Source organism: Rudanella lutea DSM 19387 (assembly GCF_000383955.1).
GTDB lineage: Bacteria > Bacteroidota > Bacteroidia > Cytophagales > Spirosomataceae > Rudanella > Rudanella lutea.
Genome location: NZ_KB913013.1, coordinates 4,128,015 through 4,151,687 on the forward strand (window position 1 = coordinate 4,128,015; position 23,673 = coordinate 4,151,687).

Below are 23,673 nucleotides of genomic sequence, written 5' to 3' on the forward strand. Positions count from 1 at the left end.
ACCAGAACCATGAGCAATAAATTCATTGGACAATCGGTAAAACGCCTTGAAGACAAGCGTTTTCTGACGGGAAAAGGCCGTTATACCGACGATATCAATTTGCCGGGCATGCTCCATGCCCACTTTGTGCGTAGCCCCTACGCCCACGCCCGCGTACTGAGCGTTGACACGGCCGAGGCCCTGGCTATGGAAGGCGTAGTTGCTGTTTTTACCGGCGACGACGTGAAGGAGCTCAACGGGGTGCCGTGCGGCTGGCAGGTGAACTTCCGCAACGGCGAGACCATGCGTGAGCCGAAGCACCCGATGCTCATTGCTACCGGCGACACGGCCAAGCACGTTGGTGATCCCGTGGCGGTCATTATTGCCGAAACTAAAGCCATTGCGACTGATGCCGCCGAAGCCGTAATGGTGGAGTGGGAAGAGCTCCCCGCCATCGCCAGCCCGGCCGATGCGCTGAAACCCGGTGCGCCCAAAGTACACGACCAATACCCGGATAACAAGGCATTCGACTGGACATTCGGTAACCCGGTTGAAGAAGTGGATGCCGCCATCGAAAGTGCGGCCCACGTGACCACGCTGGAGTTTGTCAATCAGCGGGTGGTGCCCAACGCGATGGAGCCGCGCGCTTACATCGGGCATTACGATACGGTATCCGATAAGTACACGTTGTACACCTCTACCCAGAACCCGCACCTGATTCGGTTGCTGATGTGCGCGTTTGTGCTCGGTATTCCCGAACATAAGGTGCGCGTGGTTGGCCCCGACGTAGGAGGTGGTTTTGGCTCAAAAATCTATCACTATACCGAAGAGGCTCTGGTAACTTGGGCGTCGAAGCAACTGGGGCAACCGGTAAAATGGACATCCGACCGCTCGGAGGCTTTTCTGATGGATGCCCACGGCCGTGACCACGTAACCAAGGCCGAAATGGGCTTTGATGCCGATGGTAACATTACGGGTCTGCGGATAAAGACCATTGCCAACATGGGCGCTTACCTGTCGACGTTTGCCCCGGCCGTACCTACCTACCTGCACGGTACGCTGCTGCAGGGAGTGTACACAACGCCGAAAATCAACATCGACATGACTTGTGTGTTTACGCACACCGTAGCGGTAGATGCGTACCGGGGGGCCGGTCGGCCGGAGGCTACCTACCTGCTCGAACGCCTGATTGATCTGGCAGCTCTCGAAATGGGCAAAGACCCTGCGCAACTCCGGTTCCAGAACTTTATTCCGCCTTTCGACGGGGTCACACAACCCGGTTATCAGACGCAGGTAGCCCTGCAATACGACTCGGGCAACTACCACCCGGTGCTGCAAAAAGGGCTTGAAATGCTCGGTTACGAAGATTTCCGGCAGGCCCAGAAAGAAGCCGCCCAATCGAACAAACTGCTGGGTGTGGGTATCTCGACCTATATCGAAGCCTGCGGTATTGCACCGTCGGCGGTGGTGGGGGCACTGGGAGCCCGCGCTGGCTTGTACGAGTCGGCACAGGTACGCGTACAACCTACGGGTAAGGTAAGCGTGTTTACGGGCTCGCACTCGCACGGACAAGGCCACGAAACCACGTTTGTACAGGTGGTTGCCGATAAGCTGGGTATCCCGATGGAAGACGTGGAACTGGTACACGGCGACTCCGATACCGTTGCCTTTGGTATGGGTACCTACGGCTCGCGCTCGCTGGCGGTTGGTGGTTCGGCCATTATGAAGAGCATCGATAAAGTGCTGGAGAAAGGGGCCAAAATTGCGGCCCACAAACTCGAATGCGCCGAGGGCGACCTCGAATACGGCAACGGGAAATGGACCGTAAAAGGTACCGATAAGTCAATTGGTTTTGGCGACGTGGCCCTGACGGCCTATGTGCCGCACGTGTACCCGGCGGGCCTCGAACCGGGCCTCGATTTCTCAAGTTTCTACGACCCGGCCAACTTCACCTATCCATTTGGTTGCCACATCGCTGTGGTCGAAGTGGATAAGGAAACCGGTAAGGTGACGCTGAAGCGAATGATTGCCGTGGACGACGTGGGGAATATTATCAACCCCATGATTGTGGAGGGCCAAATTCACGGCGGGTTGGCTCAGGGAATCGGGCAGGCGCTGCTCGAAGGCACCATTTACGACGAGAACGCGCAGCTGACCAACGGCTCATACATGGATTACTGTATGCCCCGCGCCGATGACCTGCCCATGTTTGAAACGGCTAACCAAACAACGCCTTGCCCACACAATCCGCTGGGTGTGAAAGGGGCCGGTGAGGCCGGGGCCATCGGGTCGACGCCCGCCGTCGTCAACGCCGTGATCGATGCTCTCTGGAGCGGAGGTCATCAGGTCAAAGATATCCTGATGCCCCTTACCCCCGAACGCGTTTGGCGGGCCATGAATTAATAAGAAGTTTCCTGTTTACAGTTTTCGGTTTACAGTTCGTCCGGTGCTAGTCCTGGCGGAGTAGTTCAACTGAAAACTGTAAACCGGAAACTGTAAACTCTTTCACCATGATAACATACCCTTTTCAATATAAAAGAGCCGGTAGCATTGCCGAGGCTGTAGCCCTGCTGGCCGAAGGTGGTAAAGCCCTCTCGGGTGGCCACAGTTTGATCCCGTCGATGAAACTGCGTCTGAACGCACCCGATGCACTCGTCGATGTAGGGCGTATTGCCGAGCTGAAAGGTATTCGGCTCGACGGTAACGAACTCGTGATTGGGGCGGGTAGCACCCACGGCGACATTGCATCGTCGGACCTGGTGAAGCAACATCTGCCGATGTTTGCCGAAGGGGCCAGTCATATTGGCGACCCGGCTGTGCGCAACCGGGGCACCATTGGCGGGTCGCTCGCCCACGCTGATCCCTCGGCCGACTGGCCCGCTATGGTTTTGGCCGCTGATGCTACGATTGTGGTCGAGGGGCCATCGGGGAGCCGCTCAATCAAAGCCTCCGACTTTTTCACGAGTATGTTTGAGACGGCCTTAGCGGCCGACGAACTGATTACGCAGGTTCGGGTGCCGGTTGAGAACGGTGCCCGGATGACCTACCAGAAGTTTTCGCAACCAGCCTCGCGCTACGCTATTGTGGGGTGTGCCGTTGTAAAATCGGCCGATGGTAAGGTGCGCGTTGCGTTTTCGGGCGTTTCAGACACGCCCTTCCGCGATACAGCCGTTGAAGAGCAACTGAACAGCGGCCAATCGGCTACCTCGGTGGCCTCGGGTGTATCGGTGATGTCGGATCATTACGCATCGGAGGAGTACCGGCGGCATTTGGCGAATGTATTTCTGAAGCGCGCGCTCAACGCCGTTGCTTAATTTTGGGTGAAGAGCACGGATAAAGTCGGTTATGCCGATTTTCCGTGCTCTTCGTTTTATGTCTATGCTTCCTTACTTCCCTTTTGGCGACCGGTTTAACGATAAAATGGGGACGGCCCCCCTGGGCCCGACCGAGCCGCTGCTGGAAGTAGATGCCCATTATCGGGCCGAAATAAGCCTGAAGCGGCAGTTGCTGGCTACGGTTCCCGGTTACTATGCACAGGCCTTGCCCGGTTACGAACTGGCTCACTGGGAAGCTGCCGAACTACTGATGCAGCACGCAGCGAGGCACTACCCCGATTCGTTTTTGTTTGTTCAACAGGCCGGGCAGTGGGTCTGGACTAACCGACTTTTGGGCGAAACCACGACTATCTGGCCCCATAAGGAAGGAGCGCTGTCAACGTTTCCGATTGATTGGATAGGCCAACAGGTACAGGAAGACCTATTGTTGCTTTCGGGCGATGAGACCCGGCTCGTGGCAGGCCAATTGTGCTTTGGAAATGGCTGGTGCCTCGATGAAAAACTGGGCTTGCCTTTCTGGGAAATCCACGCGCCTATCAACCCCATTGTGCCGCCTATGATGCAGGCCGCCGGACAACTGATGCAGCGGCTACCCGCCGGCCGCACGGTATGGCGGCTCAACTGGAGCATTAAGGCAAGCGACCAACTGGACATGAGCAGTCGGCGGATGCCCCACCTGAACGACCAACTACAACAACGGTTGCCTACGCTGACGCCCGAAACGGCCGGGGCGCACCTTTTTGTGCGGATTGAGCGGCAAACGCTTACCCGGCTTTCGCGTTCGGGGGCTATTCTGTTTGGCATTCACACCTACCAAAACCGGCTTGCTGATGAGATGGCTCAACGGCCCGATGCGGCCCGGCGGCTGCTGAATGTCCTAAATACCACCCCGCCCGCCATGATCGACTACAAGGGGATTTCGCCGTTCCTGAGCCCGTTGATTCATTTTTTAGAGCGGGGCCTTACCAAGGCTAATCTGTAGCGTGTTGGAGTCTGGGCGAGCTGATAGGGAGTAGTCTGATTAATGCGTGATAGCCGGTTCGCGGTAGCCATTTTATTAGCGTATTTACCCCGTGGGGGTTCACCGTTACTAGCAACGGGTTGTAACAGTCGATTGCAATTTACCCCGTAGGGGTTTGCGGTTAATAGCAACGGGTTGTAACAGTCGATTGCAATTTACCCCGTAGGGGTTCACCGTTAATAGCCGGTTCGAGGTAGGTGCATATTTACCCCGTAGGGGTTTACAGTTAATAGAACAATGCCCAACACGTACACTCAACTTTACGTACACGTTGTTTTCGCCGTAAAAGGACGACAAAATGCTATTCCAAAGCATGCCAAAGAGAATTTACACCGTTACATCACAGGTATCGTTCAGGCACGTGAGCAAAAACTAATGGCTGTGCATTGTATGCCCGACCACGCGCACCTTTTCATTGGGTTCACGCCCGACCTCGCTCTGTCGGACCTTGTACGAGATATAAAGCGAGCGACTACCTTGTGGATGAAAGAGCAACAATTGGTAAAACCGAGTTTTTATTGGCAGGAAGGGTTCGGTGCATTTAGCTACAGCCAATCGCAGATAAACACCATTGTCCAGTATGTGTTGAATCAGGAAGAACATCACCGAAAGCGCACATTTCGGGAAGAATACATAGGCTTTTTGCAGAAGTTTGAAGTGCCTTATGATGAACATTACCTGTTCGATTTTTATGATGAGACAGCCGACACTAAAGACTGAATCAGAAAACGGAAAGCTCCTACGGAGCAAGCGAAGCGGGTAGGCTCATCCGGTTTAGCTACGAACTGCAAACCCCTACGGGGTAGATAGCATGTGTCGAAACAATCGGTTGTAATTTACCCCGTAGGAATTTAAGGTTACTAGCAACGGGTCGAAGCAGTCGGTTGCAATTTACCCCGTAGGGGTTTTCGGTTACTAGCAATGGGTCGAAGCAGTTGATTTTAATTTACCCCGTAGGGGTTTGCAGTTAATAGCACCGGGTTGTAACAGTCGGTTGCAATTTACCCCGTAGGGGTTCACCGTTAATAGGTAATAGCTTTCTCTCGTAAATTGCATAGGCCCGAGCGGTCTGCTCCGTAACCCCAACTACCCATTTAATCTGTTTGCCTTTTATGCCTCAACATACCCGCGAATCCATTCAGACACTCCTACAGGCTCAGGGCTACCAAACCGACCCACAGGTGGTGATGTCGGTGTTTCTGGCCATGCAACTGAGAAAACCGCTGCTGATCGAGGGGCCGGCCGGGGTTGGTAAAACCGAAATTGCTAAGGTGATGGCCCGTGCTCTCAATACCGACCTGATCCGGTTGCAATGCTACGAAGGCCTCGACGCCAACCATGCCTTGTACGAGTGGAATTACCAGCGACAGTTGCTGCACCTGAAAGTATTGGAAGTAACGGGCAGCCAAACGACCGAAACCCCATCGGCCGAGGCCGTGCAGGCTCAGGAAGAAACCCTCTTCTCCGACAAGTTTCTGCTCAAACGGCCTTTGTTGCAGGCCATCACGCACCATAAGCCGCCGGTTTTGCTCATCGACGAAGTTGACCGGGCCGATGAGGAGTTTGAAAGTTTCCTGCTCGAAGTACTCTCCGACTGGCAAATTACCATCCCCGAAATCGGCACCATCCGGGCGACGCACATCCCATATGTAGTGGTTACGGGTAACCGTGTCCGTGAACTCTCGGAGGCCCTCCGCCGACGGTGCCTATACCTCTGGATCGATTATCCCGATTACGACAAGGAGCTGGCCATTGTTCTCGAAAAAGTACCGCAGATTGATAACCGGCTGGCCAAACAAATCAGCTCGTTTATGCAGGCCCTTCGCCAGCTTCGGCTCGAGAAAACGCCCGGTATCGCTGAAACCCTCGACTGGGCAACGGCCCTTGCGGCCATGCACCTCGATCATCTCGACAAGGAACTGGTGGAGCAGACCCTCGGTGTGATTCTGAAAGACTGGAAAGACGTTCGGCACGTGCAGTTGTCGTTGAGCGAACTGTACGAGAAAGCGGGTGTCATTTCGAAATGGGATACGCTCTGAACACGCCATGATTACGCGCCGAACCACCCTTTCGCACAATATCGTAGCGTTTTGCCGGTTTCTGCGGGAGAACGGAATGGCTATTGGCCCCGACGAGGAAAGCACGGCCCTACAGGCGCTGGGGCAGGTTGACCTGGGCGATCGCGATGCTTTCTGGCTGGCCCTGCGCACGGTGCTTTGTCGGCGCGTGCAGGATCTGGAGCCGTTCGACCGGCTGTTTCGGCAGTACTGGAAAGAGCTTGAAAAGGCTGTTGACTCGAAGATCAAAGACGACCCCAAAAAGCAACGGCAGAAGCCAAAGCCCGGCCCCGACTTCAACCAGCTGAAATCTTGGCTATATGGCAATAAACCATCCGAAGAAACCGAGCTGACCACGTACTCTGTACAGGAGAATCTGAGCCAGAAAGATTTTTCGGTCATTGCCGCCGACGATCTGGCCGAGGTGATGCAGCGTATCCGCGAATTGTCGCTCACGATGGCCCGCCGGGCCAACCGACGGTACCGCAAAACATCCGCAGCTCGGCAGTTCGACCTGCCCCAAACCCTGCGTAAAAATCTCCGGCGCGGGGGTGAGTTGCTCGAAGTGGCCTATCGCCGACCTCGCAAAAACCATCTCAACGTGGTGGTACTGGCCGATGTGAGTCAGTCGATGGACCTCTACAGTGCGTTTCTGATTCAGTTTTTGTACGCGTTTCAGACGGTGTATCGGCGTATCGAAACGTTTGTGTTCAGCACGAGCCTCCACCGGATTACGCCTGCTCTGCGCAACCGCCCCTTTGCCGAAGCCCTGCGCGAGCTTTCAGAATCAGTTTCGGGCTGGGGGGGAGGCACCCGAATCGGCGGTTCGTTGCAACAGTTTGCCGACGAGTACCTGAACCTCGTTGACCGACACACGCTCGTGATTATCCTGAGCGATGGCTGGGATACGGGCGATGTCGACGTGCTCACCGAGAGCCTGACCCGCATTAAGCAGAAAGCCCGCAAGGTTGTCTGGCTCAATCCGCTGGCGGGCAATCCTTCTTTCCAACCCAACGTAGCGGGCATGCAGGCTGCCCTGCCGCTGCTCGACGGGTTTGCGCCGGTGCATAACGTAGAGAGCCTGCGCGCGCTTGACGCCTGGCTGTAGGGAGAGTTACAGTGTGCGTTTACGGCTACCTTTGTGCAGAAATCTACCTGTATTCATTGTGAAACGTACGAGCTTTTTCTTGCTGCTGACCCTTGTTTTTCTGGCGCCTGCCAGGGCACAGGTACGCACCCCAAAAACGGTGTTTGTTATTGTAGACGGAATTCCGGCCGATGTGCTGGAAAAGACAAACACCCCGCATCTGGATAGCCTGAGCCGAGTCGGGTTTTACAAACAAGCGTATGTGGGTGGGCAAAAAGGGACGTATTCGCAGACACCCACGATCTCGGCGGTTGGGTACAATAGCCTCCTGACCGGCACCTGGGTGAACAAACACAACGTTTGGGACAACGACATCAAAGACCCCAACTACCAGTATCCAACCCTCTTCCGACTGCTGAAAAGCCAGTATCCCAACCGCAAAACAGCCGTTTTTTCGAGCTGGCTCGACAACCGCACGAAGCTTGTTGGTGAGGGCCTGCCCCAAACCGGAAAGTTACAGGTTGACTTCCACGCCGATGGGTACGAGTTGGACACCGTTACCTTCCCACACGACCGCGAGAAGACCTACATGAGCCGAATTGACGACCGGGTGGTAGACGAAGCCGTGGCTTGTCTGAGTCGACAGGCACCGGATTTGTCGTGGGTATATCTGGAATACACCGACGATATGGGGCACCGCTACGGCGATAGCCCGCAGATGTATGCTGCTGTTGAAAAGATGGACGCTCAGATTGGCCGATTGAGCTGGGCCCTGCAACAACGCCAACAACAATTTGCCGAAGATTGGCTGCTGGTAATTACAACCGACCACGGCCGCGATGCCAAAACGGGCCATAACCACGGCGGGCAGTCGGATCGTGAACGACAGACCTGGATCGTAGCTAACAAGCCCGACCTGAACGCTTACGGGAAACAACAGGTGCCGGGTATTGTGGACCTGATGCCGACTATCGCCCGGCACATGTTACTCCAACTCCCCGCCCAGGTGGAGCGCGAAATCGACGGGGTGCCGCTCATCGGGCCCGTTTCGCTGGCCGAGCCGCAGGCAAAACTACAGGGCAAAAGCCTGCACCTTAGCTGGAAATCGTTTTCACAAACGGGCCGCGTAAAGGTTTGGTTATCCACAACCAACGCGTTTGAAACCGGCGGTACAGACCGCTACCAATTGCTCGGCAATGTGCCATTAGGGCAGGAGCAGGCTGTGTTTTCGCTGGAAAAGCGCCCCTCATCGTTTTACAAAATCTGGCTGCAAGGCCCCGATAACTCCGTTAATCGCTGGATTGTGCTGAAATAACGTACTTATAGCGAGGGTAGGTTGCGGAAGCCATTTTTTTATAGAGGAGTCTGTACAACGGAAAAAGGTTACGCTCTTCGGGTCGTATGCTTGTGTCGATAAACCTCAAAAAGCCCTAATCACGATGCAATCAACCAGCCAAACCGTGAACGACTACATCGACTCACTGGCCGATGACAGGAAGGCAACTATCAACCAACTTTGCGACGTTCTTCGGCAGCACTTACCCGCTGGCTTTTCCGAGGAAATGAGCTATGGAATGATCGGGTACGTAGTCCCCCACGCACTTTACCCGGCCGGTTACCACACCAACCCAAAATTACCGCTACCGTTCATTAATGTGGGTTCGCAGAAGAATTACGTGGTCTTGCATCATGTTGGCCTGTTCCTCGATCAAGCCCTGCTCGACTGGTTTGTCGGAGAATATCCGAAGCACAGCAAAACCAGCCTCGACATGGGCAAGGGGTGTATCCGCTTCAAAAAGGCAGACCAGATTCCGTACACGCTCCTGGCCGAACTCGCTGCCAAGTTGACTCCCGAAGGCTGGATAACGATCTACGAACAGCAGCGAAAGGCCATAAAGTCAGGTAAATAGGGTATTGGGGTAGCACCGGACGCTGGAACCCACACCGTTTCCACCCAACTCCCTATCTCCCATTATTCTCCCAACCTGAGCTTGCCGTTAGAAATGTAAATTACCTTACCGGGTGGGTTAATAATCAGGCGTAGGGCGTTGCCGGTGTAATTGGCCGAGACGGTCACGGTATGCGTAATTGTGACTGTATCGGTGGCCGTTGGTACCCGCCCCTCCAACCAGGTGGCCGGGTCTGACCACAAGCCGTTTTTGGTAGAAAACATGCCCGTACCCCCGCTGCCGGTGGTAAAGCTAAACGGTGCATTGGTAAGCAGGCCCGTAAATTGCCCACCCGAACTGTTGCTGAATGTACCAACGTCGGCCCGGAGTGCATAGCCCGTGTTGACCAATAGTGGCTGAGCGGGGGTAATAACCCAGGTTGTAGCCGTGCCCGATACCTGCGAACTGCTTACCGCAATCGTTTCTACCGTTGTGTTGTCTGAGGTACGCACCAGTAGCAGATTGCCGGTGCCCTTTGTAACCGACTGGTCAAACACGAGCGTCAGACTGGTGGTGGGCGAAACGCCAGTGGCTGCATTGGTGGGCGTGGTGGCAATCAGAGCGGGGGCGTCCGTGCGTGTCAGCACCAGTTGGCCAAAGGTAGTGAGGCCACTGCCGGAAAACTGCACACTGCCCGTTGGCGAACCCGTAACCGCGCTGGCAGGTACGTCGCTTAGAAACCAGTTGGCTAAGTGGCTGTTCTGCGGGCGCGCATACAGCCGCTGACTGCCGGGCGTATCGAGGTCAGATGGGGCAACGGGCATACCATTGACGGTCAGCGAAACCAGAGACGAGAACGTTTTGCTGGTTCCCCAGTTGCGGACGATCCAATAATTTCCCGCTACCGAAGCCGAGGGCGGCATATACGGTTTTTCGAGCAGTCGATAGGCCGTAACTGCACCAGCCGCATACGTACCTGAAGCGGGCTGGTTGAGCGTCAGCCCGATACCCGTGAAGGATTTGGGGCCCGCTGATGCAACCGAGGCCATCGTCTCGCTAAGTCCCCCGCTGAACGGCCCCGTCGATTCGACCCGGCTCACAGCACCGCCCACAAAACTGGCGTCGCGTGTGCTAACCCGGTCAAAGATCAATGTACCCGATTCGTTGAACTGATAATAGTTTATCAGATCAGGGTCGGCCTGAACGGGGTATTGCGGATTGTTTTTTGTCAGGTGCATCATTCGCCTGATCTCATCGTCGGTCAGAGCGCGTTTGTAGATGGCCACCTCGTCGATGTCGCCAATAAATGTCCGGTACCACTCGGCCCCCCCGGCCATTGTGCCGATGGTCACGTTACCGACAAATGAAGCCGGTACTACGTTTCGGCCTGTGTGTGTGGCCCGCACCCCGTCTTTCAGCACCGAAATAGCGTTAGGCTGCACCACCAGGGCTACGTGCGTCCAGACGTTGGGTTTCAGGTAAAGCCCTGAGTTGTACCACCACTGCCCATTAGGATGATGATACCCAAGCTGCGTACTGTCGGGGTTCACATCCCGAAGGTTCAGGTGGACCAAGCCGGTGGTTGTACTCAGCGAGAGCATACCCGCGTAGTCGGCCTGTGCGCCGTTTAGTTTCACCCAGGCCATCATGGTGTACGTGTTGGTAGTAGCCACGTTCGGAGCGGGGGCCTGTACGTAGCTGTTCTGCGCGGTAATCTGCATTGCTTTGCCGCGTAGCGTGTCGGGGCCACAATAGGCCGCTGTCACCGAAATAAAGTCGGTCAGCGTGTGGGTCGAGCTAACACCGTTGGCATCGGTCACGGTGAGCGATACATCATACGTGCCGGGGTTGGCGTACACCACTTTCGGGTTTTCGGCGGTTGAGGTAGCAGGTGTGCCTCCTTCAAATGTCCAGGCGAACCGAATACCAGTTGTACCTTCGTAGGCCGAGTAATCCCGGAAAAAAAGCGTGTCGCGGCATGTGCCAGCGGTGTTTTTGTCAACGGCAATGAGGGCATCGGAGGTTGTCAAAAACGCCAGTTCATGCTCAAACGCTCCTCTCGATGTGCCCATGCGGTAGGCCTTTTTGTCGGGTACCACATACGCCGACGTAACGTATCCCAGCATGGGCAGGCCCGTACCCAGCATGGCCCACGCGCTCATGCTGTTGTCGCGGTACCACACACCTCCGCCATTCGTGCTTACGTAAACCCCGCCGTTGGTGCCCCGCTGCATAGTGATGTTAGAAGCAGCAGGCGATGGTAAACCTATACTGTAGTTGGTCCAGGTGGTCCCGCCATCGGTCGATTTGACGACTTTGCACGTGGTTTGCACCTGCCCGTAGCTCAGCCACACCACCGAGCCGTCTTGGCTAACTTCAATGTCGGTAATATTGGTTCGGCCGCCGGTAATGGTTGTGGAAGGCGTCAGTTTGGTGAAGGTAGCGGCTCCGTCGGTGCTTTTGTAAACGTCTTTGTTGTTGGTCAGTACGAAGAAAACAGACGGGTTTCGTAGCGGTTGTTTCATCCGCGTGATGTTTTCGGGGAACGTGTAAAGCGTGCCTGCCAGCGAGGCCATGTTGTCATTGGAAACCAGCAGTTTGTTGTCTTTGAAGGGGTACGACTTGCCGTAAATATTGGGGTGAACGGCATGGTACTTGAGTGACGAAATTGAGTTGTTGTCGATGGGGTACGATTTGTCGAAGGCGGCTTCTTTGGTGACCATCCGGTATTTCCGGTATATGTCCATCGCGTAAATCCATCGAGGCTGTACAGGGTTGATGGTCAAGTCTTTTGAGTCGGCTCCGCCGTCGTGTTCCCAGCCCTGATCCCCGTCGAACCAGCGCACTTCCGTAGGACCATGATCGTCGCCGGAGGCTACCACATCGCCTTTGAAAGCCGCACTGAAGCCCCACAAGTCGATAGCACTGATCCATTCGCCCGTGGGCTGAATGGTGGCCATACCGTCTTTGGAGATATGATTACCCCCGTCAGAGGCAATTAGTAGCAGGTCGCCTACACTCGACAGGCAGCGCACATCGGCGTGTACGTAGTTTACGCAACTCGTGTAACCGGGGTTGTTGGTAAAAAAGGTCAACCCACCGTTGGTCGATTTATGCACCTCACCCGACGCATAGCCACCCAGATACAGCACCGTTGAGTCGGTTTGTGACACCGTACAATCGTCGAGCAGATGCCCCGTCACCGGGTAGGGAATGGCCTGGAGCAGATCGCCGTTTGTGTTGTATTTGACTATGCCTTTAGTGGCGCCAATTGTGGTGCCTGAGTTCAAATCCTGAAACAGGTTGAACAGATAAATTTTGTCGGCAGCAGCGGGCGAAATCTCCATTTTTACCGGTCCGTTGGTAGTGGTCTGGGTAACGCCATTCACCACCCGACTCCCCGGAATCAGCACCGACCAGGTTTGGCCAAAGTCGGTAGAGACCTGCACCGTGATGCGGTTGGTGGAGGCTTCGCGGGCGGCCAGATACACCACATTGTTGTTGGTGGGGTGAAAACTCAGGCCCGCAAAGTTGTATTTCCGATCCCCCACGCCGTTGGTTGTATGCTGTCCCTGACTGTAGTTGGTACCCCCAGCTGTATTGCTGAATACGACCGTCCAGGTGGCTCCCCCGTCGGTACTGCGGTAGATTCTTCGCCCGTAACTGGCCAGTAGCAGGTTGGTGTCGTGGTTTGAGGGAGCTACAAAATAGGCCCGTTCGGTGGGTCTTTCGATGTAGTTGAGGCCACTTACCAGCGACCAACTGTTACCTGCATTGGTCGATTTGAGCAAGCCCGCTTCGGTGGCCGCAAACACGAGGTTAGGATTTGCTTTGGAAGCTTTGATGTCGCCGTAATACACATCGCGGTTGGCGTAGGTGTTTTTGCCATTCGGGAATTCGGCATCGGTTAGTTTCCAGGTCGCGCCCTGATCCTGACTTACCCATAGGCCCCCGTACGATTGCCCAGCGTACAGATTCTGGGTGTTATAGGGGTTAATGTACACCCGGTCGTTGAATCCGCCCGACATGTACGGCTGGTTGTAACAACTCTTGTCTTTGCCATGATACGGCCCAATCATCCGCCACGTACCCACCTGATCATTCCAGGCCGGGTAGGGCGAAACCCCGGCGGCCTGCCGGGCGTTGGCCGTATTCCGTTGCATGAGTGCCTGTGTTTCGGCAGGGGGGACGGCATCGATGACCACTTCGCCGTTGGCGTTCAGGTAATTACGATATACTTGGAGCCATCGCAAAACAATGTTGCGCTGCGGGCTTTTCTCTAACCCATGCGTACTGAAAAATTCGTCGTACAGCTTTCTGACTTTGTAATAGTTGGGCGTGGGTTTCAGCGTTTCAAGATACCAGTCGGTAGTGGAGTGATCGGTTCTGGTGTACTTGATTGGGGGGAGTTCCTGAGCTATAGCAGCTCCAACCGACAGGGCCATCAGCTGCATCAGGGCGATGTAGCTGCGACCAATGAGCCGAACGAAAGCAATCATTGGAAATGGTAGAGAACTTTATTGATAAATAGATACGGTGGTGGTAGCTAAACAAACGGTTTGGGGGCTGAGCTTTTACCGCCCGCGCCCGGTTGCCCGCCGAACGACGCCATACAGAATAAGAGCCAGTACCGCCCCTGCAGCCAGCCATTTCAGGGTTGTCAACACCGAGCATAGGGCCGCAATAGTTGGCGATGTAACAGGGTAGCTCTTGAGCAAATAGACGATGCAGGCGTTTTCGCAATAATCAAAAACCAGAACGGTTAGGGGCAGTACATTGACCTGAGCAAAAGGCGCGTACGGCTGTTTCCGGAAAAGCAGAGACAGCACCGTAGCCAGCAAAAACGTGTAAACAATCGGGTAAACCAGGTCGATGGTTAGCTCTCCCTGCGCGTAGATAGCCCGTCCTTCAGGCCCGTAAGCGGCAACCATTTGCGTGATTCGGTCGGGGTTGTACCCAAACAAAAGGTCGATTGGACCGATGGGCTGACCGGCCAGTTTATTCATTCGCTCCTCCAGATTTTTGAAAAACAGGGTTGGAAAAGGGAGGTATAGCAGCGTGATCAGCCAAAGGGTTTTTCGGGAAGCAATCCGGTACAGAAAAGCAGATAGAGTTTGGAACATAGCTGGAAGGCGTCTTGATACTACAATAAAAAGGGCTGGTGCCGCGCACCAGCCCCAACTGCGTTTAGACTTGTCGTTGACTGGCTACCCGGCCCAGCACAACGGCCAGCCCCGAGAAGGCCAGTGCCCCCAGCAACATGTAGCCACCTTCGCCGAGCGTTTCGGCCAGGGCCGGTTCGAGCGATAAGCCCGCCAGCGCGTTGTACACCGTTTCATTAACCGACAGCAGGGCTACGGCCACTCCCGCGAGGGCACCACCTGCCACGAGGCCGGTGGCAAACAGGTTGCCTTTGCCTAAGTCTGAATCTTCTTCGACCTGGTTCCGACGCCGGTTGTTCCAGTCCGAAAAAGCCTTTACGAGCCCACCTGCAAAAATCGGCAGGGTAGTGGAGAGCGGCAGGTAAAGCCCTACGGCAAAGGCCAGAGCACTTACGCCAACCAGCTCGAATACAAAGGCTAGAAACGCTCCTACGAGTACAAACTGCCAGTCGAGGTTGAACGAGAGTAGCCCTTTGATGAGGGTAGCCATCAGCGTACCCTGCGGAGCCGGAAACTTGTCGGAGCCAATGGCGTGATTGATGCCCTGGGCTACCAGATCGGGCGTGGGGGTATCCAGCACTTTGACCGTGGCTCCAATCACCAGCGATGAAACAATGACCCCGATAAACAGGGCAATTTGCTGGTATTTGGGCGTCGCGCCAACAATGTACCCCGTTTTGAGATCCTGAGAAGTAGCCCCGGCCGTAGCGGCTGCCACACAGATCATACCCCCCACCACAAGTACGGCAGGCTCGTAGGCTTGCCCTGTAAGCCCGAAAGCAATGAAAACAAGTGAGGTGCCCATGATGGTGGCAATGGTCATCCCCGAAACCGGCGACGACGACGACCCGATTAGGCCGACAATTCGGCTGGCTACCGTCACAAAAAAGAATCCGAATACGACTACCAATACGCCGATCAATAATTTGGTCAACAGCGAATCGCCGGGAATCTGGGGTAAAATGAGCATCAGCGCTACTAAAGCCAGACTTCCCAGTACCACAATTTTGATGCTTAAATCCTGCTCAGTCCGGCGGGTGGTCCCTGCTCCTGCCCCCTCCCCTTGACCTAAGGAGAGGGTAGTGCCCCCACCAAAGCTGGACCGAAACGACGAAACGATGGTCGGGATGGTTTTGATCAGGGTCATGAAACCACCGGCCGTTACGGCCCCGGCCCCAATCTGCCGGATGTATGCCCGGTAAACAGCCGCGGCTGTGTCGGTAAAGGTTTTGGTTTGCGGATTCCAGCCGCCGGGTCCGCCCGCCGTTTGCAGATCGGTGAGGTAGCCCAGCTTGATGAGTTGCGCGGCAATTACGTCGCCCGGTACCAGCGACGCCAGCAGCGGAATAAGCCCCAACCAGGCCAGAATACCCCCGCCCACCAGCACAGCCGAAATACGGAAGCCGATAATGTAACCCACACCGAGGTATTCGGGAGTAATTTCGCCCGAGACCTGCGCCGAAGGAAAATAACGGTTCGTTTGTTTGGTAGCCCATACCGGTACTTCGGCAATCAGGTGCAATACTTTTTGCAACAGGGCATACACCAACGCTATACCCAGTCCCTGATAGGCCGTTTTGGCAAAGTCGCCCCCGCGTTCGCCCGCTATCAATACCGACGCGCAGGCCGTACCCTCAGGGTAGGGGAGCGTACCGTGTTCCTGCACAATGAGCGACCGGCGGAGCGGAATCATCATCAAGGTGCCGACCAGGCCACCCAGAATAGCCAGCGTCAGAATAGTCCAGTAATTAAAAAAATCGGCTCCTACGCCCCCCGTCAGAAACAGAAAGCCCGGCAGGGTAAACACTACCCCCGAAGCAATACTCTCGCCCGCCGACCCGGTGGTCTGGATAATGTTGTTCTCAAGGATGGTGGTGTTCAGAAACCGTCGACCAAACGAGATAGCCAGTACGGCAATCGGAATCGAAGCGGATACCGACAAACCAGCCTTGAGCGACAGGTAAACGGTGGCGGCCCCGAACAAGACGCCAAACAAGGCCCCCGTGATAATGGCTTTGAGCGTAAACTCGGCCGGCGATTCGTTGTCGGAGATGAAGGGTTTGAAGTCGGACATAGACGAACAGAAAAGGATAAATGGCTTGTTGAGGGCAAGTTATACGTTTTTCGGCGTTTTCCGCCTGTAGCGGCAGACGCCCCGCCCGAATGGGCTTTTCTGTGCGTGGGCATAAAAAAAGCCGAAGCCAGACTGGCTTCGGCCCACAAGGGTTTAGGTGATATCAGGCAATGGCTAACTCGATGCTGTTAGGTTTACTGATGCGTTGAGAGGCATTCAAAATTTCAATACCTACCACGGCACCATCCTGATCGTAATCCAGAATAAGGCCCGGCGTTTTTTCATCGCTCTCCTCAATCTGACTTTCGGTTAACCGGATGTACAAAATGTCAACCTCACGATCATACTTAACCTTCATGATAGTATTTGCTTATTTGTGATGTCTTGTAAACTGTCTTTACTACAGCGGGGTTTTGGCTGATGTTGACAAATACTCTCACTAAGTACGTTCTATTTTCGTCAAAAATGATTCTCGATTGGAAAACTTTTTGTCCTTCTACGCCTGATTCATCGTCCACTATTTGCTCAGGCGATCTAAGTACTTGATGTATAACTAACTCAGATATTCCACGCTCTTGGGCTTGCTCAGATGCATGTACTGATAGCTTGTAATCGAATTTATCCATTTTACGATGGGGCTTTAAATGACCAGTGCCCGATTGGATCGGGCACTGGTGTATTATTTTAGTTCTAAGCGTTTTACTTAAAAATCTTCTTCCATCGAGAACTTCTTCTCTTCGACTACTTCGACCGGAGCGGCTTCACCGGCTTCGGGTTGTGTAGCTTTGGCTTTCATAGCCCGGAACTTGGCCATCACTTCGCCCCGCTGATACTCGCCAACCCGCTTCTCGAAGAAGTTGGTTTTGCCTTGCAGCGAAATCATATCCATGAAGTCGAACGGATTGGATACGTTGTACACCTTCCGTAAGCCGAGCGATACCAGCAGGTGATCGGCCACAAACTCGATGTACTGATTCATCAGGTCGGCGTTCATCCCGATCAGCGATACCGGTAGGGCGTCGGTCACAAATTCCTGCTCAATCTTAACCGCATCTTTAATGATGGTGTACACCTGCTCTTCGGGCAGTTTGTGCTGGATGTGGTCTGTGTAAAGCAGACAGGCAAAGTCGCGGTGCAGACCTTCGTCGCGTGAGATAAGCTCGTTGGAGAATGATAGCCCCGGCATCAGTCCCCGCTTCTTGAGCCAGAAGATTGAGCAGAACGAACCCGAGAAGAAAATGCCTTCTACGGCTGCGAAGGCAATAATCCGCTCCGCAAACGAACCATTGCTGATCCAGCGCAGTGCCCATTCGGCTTTTTTCTGCACACACGGAATCGTGTCGATGGCGTTGAGCAACCGGTCTTTCTCAGCGGCATCCTTAATGTACGTGTCGATCAGCAGGGAGTAGGTTTCCGAGTGGATGTTCTCCATCATAATCTGGAAACCGTAGAAGCACTTGGCTTCGGCGTACTGCACCTCCGACAGGAAGTTGACCGCCAGATTCTCGTTTACGATACCATCGCTGGCAGCAAAAAAGGCCAGTACGTGCGAGATAAAATGGCGCTCGTTGTCGTTAAGATTAGCCCAGTCTTTCAGATCCTGTCCAAGGTCGATTTCCTCGGCGGTCCAGAATGAAGCCTCGTGGGTTTTGTAAAACTCCCAAATGTCCCAGTGTTTGATCGGAAAAAGGACAAAACGGCCTTTGTCTTCTTCTAAAATTGGCTCAATTGCGGTTAACTCTGCCATGGGGGCGTATATCGTTTTAAGGCGTGATGAATAAGGTAGCCGGCGGGTTGCCGGAAGCTCCTGTTCAAGTCGTATTGTTCCCAAAGTTAACCGTTTCGGGAAGACGATCAACCCGCAAAAACTTTACTTTATGTGGGTGTACAGAACCCCATTTTACTAACCCGAACGGAATCAGGCAATTGCCTTTTTTGATAGAGGGGTACCTCTTAGAATAGTCCAAAAGATTTTTGATTGAGATTGATTTTCAATTAATTATGAGTATGTGTGGCATTTAGGTCTATAGACTTTTACTCAAGCATTCTATTTTTGCTGTATGAATATACCCCCTGTGGCAACACCGATTAGTGCCGTTCTGATCACCCTCAATTCTGAGCGTTTGCTGGGCCCCGTTCTCGATGCCCTGCAATGGTGCAACGAGATTGTGGTGGTCGATTCGGGTAGTACCGATGGTACGCTTCAGATAGCCCGCGACCGGGGTGCCCGGGTGTTACACCGTGACTTCGACGGGTTTGGGCCGCAGAAACGGTTCGCGGTGGCGCAGGCTGTGCACGATTGGGTGCTCGTGGTCGACGCCGACGAGGTGGTAACCCCTGAGCTACGGGCCGAAATTCAGAGTCGAGTGGGCCACGAGGAGGGCGTAGTGGGCTACAAAGTGCCGATCTCGCTTATTTTCATGGAGCGGCTCATGCGTCACGGCAGCGAATACAAGATGCCGCACCTTCGGCTGTTCAACCGGACGTTTGGTACTTACAATCTGAGTCATGTACACGAGGATGTAGAACTAAGCGGGGGGCGGGTGCTTACCCTGAAAGACCATATGCTGCACGACAGCTACGGGTCGATGCATGAGTACTTCGAAAAACTGAACCGCTACACCACGGCCGGTGCCCGCGAGCTCGACCGGCGTGGCCGCAAAGCCTCAACGGCTCAGGTTGTGTTTCGTTTGCCGCTTACGTTTTTGAAAGAGTACCTGCTGAAAAAAAACGTACTCAACGGGTATCCGGGCTTTGTATGGTCGTTGTTTTCGGCCATGTACCCGGTGGTGAAGTATGCCAAGCTGCACGAACTCCAACAAAAAAGGTCGTCCCCGGAGGAACGACCTGCACGCATGTATGAAGACAGGACCCATTAGGCAGTCCCGAGTAGGGCTCGGCGGACGTCGGTGGTAGTGGTGAGGAGAATGGTCATACCTATGCCACACACGACCAATGACAGCAGCTAAGCGCTGACAAACGCCTTAAAAGAGATCTTTGATATCGATCCGGCGGTGCAACTGATCTTCGCTGTTGAGCGGCAGGTACACCATCACCCGGCCGTCTTCATGTACGGCCTCAATTTGCTCTGCATCCACAAACGTGGGAATATCCAGCACCCGCAGAAACATCGGTACAGCCAAACGCTGTGGTTGCGCGTCGGGATCAAGAATATCGTAGTCCTGCCGGGCCGATTCGCCAACGAGCAGTGTGTACAAAACCAGTTTATTGCCTTCAATCAGAACATTGAATGAATTGGCACTGACGCCAGGGGCCGACAACGTAATGACCAACCGGTCGTCTTCCCGGTCCACGTTCATCGTCGTCATGCTCGAACCGCCGTAGAGCGTATTGAGAAGGTCAATCTGACCTCCCGTTCCGCTGAACACATTGTCTATCGCTCTCATCGGTATGTGTTGTTTACTGTTCGAAAGAGTATTATTCAACTATCGTGCCTTCGCGCAAAGAGCGACAGGCTGTCCGACTTTTTTAAACCAAAAAGCCGTTTTCGGCCGTTTTGGCGTATTTTTAGCCGTTTCTTGTACTATAACTTACGCGTAACTGTACTGTGTGGATTTTTATCGTGTTGCTTTTTGGGGTGCTTCTGTGGTTAAACTTCCACAGCCACCGCCCCAGCCTGCGGGTTCTGATGTACCACAAAGTTGACCCGCTCACGCCCGGCCCGCTGACCGTGACTACCGAACAGCTGCGCCAGCATATTACTTACCTGCAAACGTCGGGTTACCAGTTTGTGACCCTGAACCAGGTACTCAACTCGGTTGCCAGCCCCGCCATAGCCCTGCCCCGCCGGTCCGTGCTGCTTACTTTCGATGATGGGTACGAAAATAACCTGACCTATGCCGTGCCGATTCTGCACGAACTGTCTGTGTCAGCTACTATTTTTGTGCCCACCGCCTACGTCGGGCAAACCAACGTCTGGGATGAAGGTACTGACGCTCTTTTGACCGTCGAACAGCTCAAAGGTTTAAGCGAAGCGGGCATTGCACTGGCGTACCATACGCACGAGCATCTGAACTTCAAAAACGAAACGGGTGCGCGTATCCGTGCCGATCTGGAACAGAGCCATGCCGAAGCCGAACGGATGGGATTGCCCATGGCCCCGGCGTTTTCGTATTCGTACGGCGGTCGGCCCAAAAACCCGGCCGACCGGCAGCTGATGCGGGAAACAATGGCCCGGCTGGGGATTAAACTGGCGTTTCGGATCGGAAACCGGATCAACCCGTTGCCCTTGCGCGACCTTTACGAGCTGAACCGGATCGACGTACGCGGTTCTGAATCGTTTGCCCGGTTTCGGCGTAAGGTGAAGTGGGGTAAACTGGTATAAAACAGACATCATGCACATTAAAATAGGAACACGCGCGAGCCGACTGGCGCTCTGGCAGGCCGAACATATTCAACAGGTGCTGGGGGCCGGAGGGCTTACGTCGGAGCTGGTTCTGATCGAAACCAAAGGCGATCAGATTCTGGACCGGTCGCTGGCCAAAATCGGGAGTAAAGGCGTATTTACACAGGAGCTGGAAGATCAACTCCGGGCGGGCTCTATCGACATTGCCGTTCACAGTGCCAAAGACCTGCAATCGTCGCTACCGGCTGATCTGGGCATTATTGCCTTTACGGAGCGCGAGCAGGTTAACGATGTACTGGTGAGCCGCAACAACGCGCTGTCGCTCACGAGCGGGCAGCCGTTTGTAATCGGCACCTCCTCCACCCGGCGGGTGGCTATGCTCCGGCATTATTGCCCGCACATCAAGGTAGTCGATATGCGCGGTAACCTTCAAACCCGGCTTCGGAAACTCGACGAGGGGCAGTGCGACGCGCTGCTGCTGGCCTTTGCGGGTGTGCACCGGATGCAGTACGACGACCTAATTGCCGAACACCTGCCCATAGCCGACTTTACACCCGCTGTGGGGCAGGGCAGCATTGCCATTGAAGCGGCCCATACATTACCCCTCGACAAACTCGAAGCCGTTCGCCGACTGACCAATCACGAACCCACTGAAGCCTGCCTGAAAGCTGAGCGAGCGTACCTGCGTCGGCTCGAAGGCGGTTGTAGCATTCCGGTGTTTGGGCTGGCCACCTGGGTGGGCGAAAACGTGAGCCTGACCGGTGGAATCATCAGTCTGGATGGTACACAGATACTTCGCGAAACGTTTGTAGGGCCACCCGCCGAAGCCGAGCAGCTGGGCAACCAATTGGCCGAGCATATTCTGGGGCTGGGCGGTGCCGAGATCCTGCTGAGTATTCGCGCCAACTTATAACTAAGGCAGACCATGACCATTCGCATTGCCCAAACCGAAGCCGACCTCCGTGTTTGTTTGCCCGCTCTGCTGTGTTTACGCCCTCAGCTGGAGGCCGAAGCCGTACTGGCGTCGCTGCAAGACCAACAGGCGAACGAGCGGTTTTCGGTGGCGTTTGTCGACGGGGGCGATGCCCCGGCCCCGGCCGTGATTACCTACCGGCAACTAACCTTGCTGGTGTCGGGAAAAACAATCTATATCGATGACCTGACCACCTTGCCTGAGGCCCGTGGCAACGGGTACGCCGGGGCTTTGCTCGACTTTGTGATCGAACAGGCCCGTCAGCTTGGGTGCAAAACCGTTTCGCTCGACTCGGGTCACGGCCCCGACCGTGCCGATGCCCACCGCCTGTACCTGAACAAACGGTTTCGGATCAGCAGCCATCATTTTTCACTATCCTTGTAGCCATGAATCTCTTCAAAATCAGTTGGAGTAACCTCCGCGACAAGCCCCTGAGCAGTTTCCTGAGCGGTTTGCTCATGACCCTCGGCATCGCGATTATTTCGTTGCTTCTGCTGCTCAACAAGCAGCTCGACGAGCAGTTCCGAAAAAACATCCGGGGAATCGACATGGTGCTGGGTGCCAAAGGAAGCCCACTGCAACTGATTCTGTCGAGCATTTACCAGATCGATTCGCCCGTGGGCAACATTCCGCTGGCCGAGGCCGAGCGGCTTACCCGCAATCCGATGATCAAAACGGCGATTCCGCTCGCTCTGGGCGACAATTACCGCTCGTTTCGGATTGTCGGGACAGACAAGCAGTACCTCGACCATTACGAGGTAACCGTGGGTCAGGGGAAGCTGTTTGCTCAGCCACTGGAGTGCGTCATTGGCCCACGGGTAGCCCAGGTTACCGGCCTGAAAATTGGCGATACGTTTGCCGGGTCGCACGGCCTCGACGAAGCAGGTGAAGCCCACGAGGACGCCAAATACAAGGTGGTGGGCATTCTGAACCCCAGCAACTCAGTAGCCGATCAGCTGATTCTGACGCCGGTAGCGAGTGTGTGGGCCATTCATGATGAACACGGGCACGAAGAACATGCCGACGAACACGAGGCTGAGGCAACTGCCGGTGGGGCGGCTGTGGAGGAAGAGCACGACCATGAGCATGAAGGCCACGACCACGAAGAAGGAGAGACCCATGAGGAAGAGCGCGAGATTACGAGTATGCTCATCAAGTTTCGGAACCCGATGGGGATGATGCTGGCCCGTGGTATCAACACCAACTCGAAGCTTCAGGCGGCTATGCCTAATATTGAGGTGAACCGGTTGTTTGATTTGCTGGGCGTGGGCGTCGAAACGCTGCGGTATCTGGCACTGGCTATTATTCTGGTGGCGGGAATCAGCGTGTTTGTGTCGCTGTATAACTCACTCAAAGAACGCCGGTACGAAATGGCCCTGATGCTGTCGATGGGCGCTACCCGAACGCAACTATTCCTGATGCTCCTGCTCGAAGGGCTGGTGCTGGCCTTAATTGGTTTTGTGGCCGGGCTGATTCTGAGCCGCCTGAGTTTGTGGGCTATTTCGGGCTACGTTCAGGGCAACTATCATTACGACCTCACTAATTTCAGTATTCTGTCTGAGGAATGGTACATTCTGGCGGCTGCCGTAATCATTGGGCTGGTAGCGGCTGCACTGCCCGCGCTGGGCGTGTACCGGATGAATATCTCGCGGACACTGGCGGAAGAATAAGCACCCTGTGATGTCTTTGGTTTTTGAAGGCTCTCCTACCGATAGGGGAGCCTTTTCGTT

General features: G+C 54.7%; 20 protein-coding genes. 13 read left to right on the forward strand and 7 right to left on the reverse strand.

What is annotated here, in order from left to right:
- Window positions 1–9: 9 nt before the first annotated feature.
- The 8 genes from RUDLU_RS0117155 (at window position 10) to RUDLU_RS0117190 (ending at window position 9,389) form a co-directional block, all read left to right on the forward strand.
- Window positions 10–2,382, forward strand: a complete 2,373-nt coding sequence (locus RUDLU_RS0117155) for a xanthine dehydrogenase family protein molybdopterin-binding subunit (RefSeq protein ID WP_019989637.1) — start codon at window positions 10–12, stop codon at window positions 2,380–2,382.
- Window positions 2,383–2,489: 107 nt separating this feature from the next.
- Window positions 2,490–3,293, forward strand: a complete 804-nt coding sequence (locus RUDLU_RS0117160; RefSeq protein ID WP_019989638.1) for an FAD binding domain-containing protein — start codon at window positions 2,490–2,492, stop codon at window positions 3,291–3,293.
- A 64-nt stretch (window positions 3,294–3,357) separates the two neighbouring features.
- The gene (locus RUDLU_RS0117165; protein ID WP_027303159.1) at window positions 3,358–4,296 is read left to right on the forward strand and encodes a heme-dependent oxidative N-demethylase family protein; all 939 of its coding nucleotides are present in this window, start codon (window positions 3,358–3,360) and stop codon (window positions 4,294–4,296) included.
- Between the two features lie 276 nt (window positions 4,297–4,572).
- Window positions 4,573–5,055, forward strand: a complete 483-nt coding sequence (tnpA, locus tag RUDLU_RS0117170; RefSeq protein WP_019989640.1) for an IS200/IS605 family transposase — start codon at window positions 4,573–4,575, stop codon at window positions 5,053–5,055.
- Between the two features lie 392 nt (window positions 5,056–5,447).
- Window positions 5,448–6,374: an AAA family ATPase gene (locus RUDLU_RS0117175; protein WP_019989641.1), complete on the forward strand. Its 927-nt coding sequence runs from the start codon at window positions 5,448–5,450 to the stop codon at window positions 6,372–6,374.
- A gap of 7 nt (window positions 6,375–6,381) precedes the next feature.
- Entirely contained in the window at window positions 6,382–7,500 is a 1,119-nt protein-coding gene (locus tag RUDLU_RS0117180; protein ID WP_019989642.1) for a vWA domain-containing protein, read from the forward strand.
- A 58-nt stretch (window positions 7,501–7,558) separates the two neighbouring features.
- The gene (locus tag RUDLU_RS0117185; RefSeq protein ID WP_211220215.1) at window positions 7,559–8,794 is read left to right on the forward strand and encodes an alkaline phosphatase family protein; all 1,236 of its coding nucleotides are present in this window, start codon (window positions 7,559–7,561) and stop codon (window positions 8,792–8,794) included.
- Between the two features lie 124 nt (window positions 8,795–8,918).
- Window positions 8,919–9,389 (forward strand): DUF1801 domain-containing protein, encoded by a 471-nt coding sequence (locus RUDLU_RS0117190; protein WP_019989644.1) that lies wholly within the window; start codon window positions 8,919–8,921, stop codon window positions 9,387–9,389.
- A gap of 62 nt (window positions 9,390–9,451) precedes the next feature.
- On the opposite strand, the gene RUDLU_RS0117195 is transcribed toward RUDLU_RS0117190, so the two are convergent.
- The 6 genes from RUDLU_RS0117195 to RUDLU_RS0117220 form a co-directional block, all read right to left on the reverse strand.
- Complete coding sequence (locus tag RUDLU_RS0117195; protein ID WP_019989645.1) at window positions 9,452–13,867, reverse strand: LamG-like jellyroll fold domain-containing protein; 4,416 nt, start codon at window positions 13,865–13,867, stop codon at window positions 9,452–9,454.
- A gap of 75 nt (window positions 13,868–13,942) precedes the next feature.
- Complete coding sequence (locus tag RUDLU_RS0117200; RefSeq protein WP_019989646.1) at window positions 13,943–14,491, reverse strand: hypothetical protein; 549 nt, start codon at window positions 14,489–14,491, stop codon at window positions 13,943–13,945.
- A 64-nt stretch (window positions 14,492–14,555) separates the two neighbouring features.
- The gene (locus RUDLU_RS0117205; protein WP_019989647.1) at window positions 14,556–16,604 is read right to left on the reverse strand and encodes an OPT family oligopeptide transporter; all 2,049 of its coding nucleotides are present in this window, start codon (window positions 16,602–16,604) and stop codon (window positions 14,556–14,558) included.
- A gap of 163 nt (window positions 16,605–16,767) precedes the next feature.
- Window positions 16,768–16,962, reverse strand: a complete 195-nt coding sequence (locus RUDLU_RS0117210) for a DUF2283 domain-containing protein (protein ID WP_019989648.1) — start codon at window positions 16,960–16,962, stop codon at window positions 16,768–16,770.
- On the reverse strand, window positions 16,952–17,230 hold the full coding sequence (locus RUDLU_RS0117215) for a DUF4258 domain-containing protein (protein WP_019989649.1): 279 nt from the start codon (window positions 17,228–17,230) through the stop codon (window positions 16,952–16,954). The genes RUDLU_RS0117210 and RUDLU_RS0117215 overlap by 11 nt, the downstream gene beginning before the upstream one ends.
- 77 nt (window positions 17,231–17,307) lie before the next feature.
- Window positions 17,308–18,351 carry a ribonucleoside-diphosphate reductase small subunit gene (locus RUDLU_RS0117220; protein WP_019989650.1) on the reverse strand — a complete coding sequence of 348 codons (1,044 nt, stop codon included), beginning with the start codon at window positions 18,349–18,351 and terminating at the stop codon, window positions 17,308–17,310.
- Between the two features lie 313 nt (window positions 18,352–18,664).
- Between RUDLU_RS0117220 and RUDLU_RS27635 the strand changes: the two genes are divergently transcribed.
- Entirely contained in the window at window positions 18,665–19,483 is an 819-nt protein-coding gene (locus RUDLU_RS27635; protein ID WP_019989651.1) for a glycosyltransferase family 2 protein, read from the forward strand.
- 105 nt (window positions 19,484–19,588) lie between these two features.
- Here the strand turns inward: RUDLU_RS27635 and RUDLU_RS0117230 are convergent, their stop codons facing one another.
- Window positions 19,589–20,011 (reverse strand): Hsp20/alpha crystallin family protein, encoded by a 423-nt coding sequence (locus RUDLU_RS0117230; protein ID WP_019989652.1) that lies wholly within the window; start codon window positions 20,009–20,011, stop codon window positions 19,589–19,591.
- A gap of 242 nt (window positions 20,012–20,253) precedes the next feature.
- Between RUDLU_RS0117230 and RUDLU_RS0117235 the strand changes: the two genes are divergently transcribed.
- The 4 genes from RUDLU_RS0117235 to RUDLU_RS0117250 are packed head-to-tail and all read left to right on the forward strand — an operon-like array spanning window position 20,254 to window position 23,613.
- Window positions 20,254–20,949, forward strand: a complete 696-nt coding sequence (locus tag RUDLU_RS0117235; RefSeq protein WP_019989653.1) for a polysaccharide deacetylase family protein — start codon at window positions 20,254–20,256, stop codon at window positions 20,947–20,949.
- Window positions 20,950–20,959: 10 nt separating this feature from the next.
- Window positions 20,960–21,883 (forward strand): hydroxymethylbilane synthase, encoded by a 924-nt coding sequence (gene hemC / locus RUDLU_RS0117240; RefSeq protein WP_019989654.1) that lies wholly within the window; start codon window positions 20,960–20,962, stop codon window positions 21,881–21,883.
- Between the two features lie 12 nt (window positions 21,884–21,895).
- Entirely contained in the window at window positions 21,896–22,327 is a 432-nt protein-coding gene (locus RUDLU_RS0117245) for a GNAT family N-acetyltransferase (protein WP_019989655.1), read from the forward strand.
- Window positions 22,328–22,329: 2 nt separating this feature from the next.
- Complete coding sequence (locus RUDLU_RS0117250) at window positions 22,330–23,613, forward strand: ABC transporter permease (RefSeq protein ID WP_019989656.1); 1,284 nt, start codon at window positions 22,330–22,332, stop codon at window positions 23,611–23,613.
- Window positions 23,614–23,673: the final 60 nt, after the last annotated feature.